The organism is Cupriavidus gilardii (genome assembly GCF_008801915.1).
GTDB classification, from domain to species: domain Bacteria; phylum Pseudomonadota; class Gammaproteobacteria; order Burkholderiales; family Burkholderiaceae; genus Cupriavidus; species Cupriavidus gilardii.
Map to the genome: position 1 here is coordinate 1 of NZ_VZOV01000077.1, position 468 is coordinate 468.

Sequence of the window (468 nt, forward strand, 5' to 3'; positions counted from 1 at the left end):
AATATATTGATGACCTTATCAAGCGCGAAGGTGGATATGTAAACAACCCTAACGACCGTGGCGGCGCAACTAACTACGGAATTACTGAAGCAGTTGCGCGTGTCAATGGTTGGAAGGGCCCAATGCGCGATTTGCCTTTAGATTTAGCAAAGCAAATTTATAAACAGCAATATTGGATTAACCCGCGTTTTGATCAGGTGAATACTTTATCTCCTCTAATCGCTGAAGAGTTGCTTGATACTGGTGTTAATTGTGGTGTCTCTTTTGCAAAGCCTTTATTACAACGTGCGTTGAATTTATTAAATAACCAAGGTAAAGGCGGTTGGCCCGATTTAGCCGTTGATGGTATTTATGGTTCAGCTACGTTAGGGGCCTTAAAAATCTTTCTTGCTAAACGTGGTAAAGATGGTGAGAAGGTAATGCTTAAAGTTCTGAACATCATGCAAGGCCAACGTTACATTGAAATTT

1 protein-coding gene is annotated in these 468 nt (G+C 40.8%); it reads left to right on the top strand.

Features of this window, described 5'->3' with window-relative positions:
• The coding region (locus F7Q96_RS26500; RefSeq protein WP_151023650.1) for a glycoside hydrolase family 108 protein at positions 1-468 on the top strand (468 nt) is incomplete at both ends.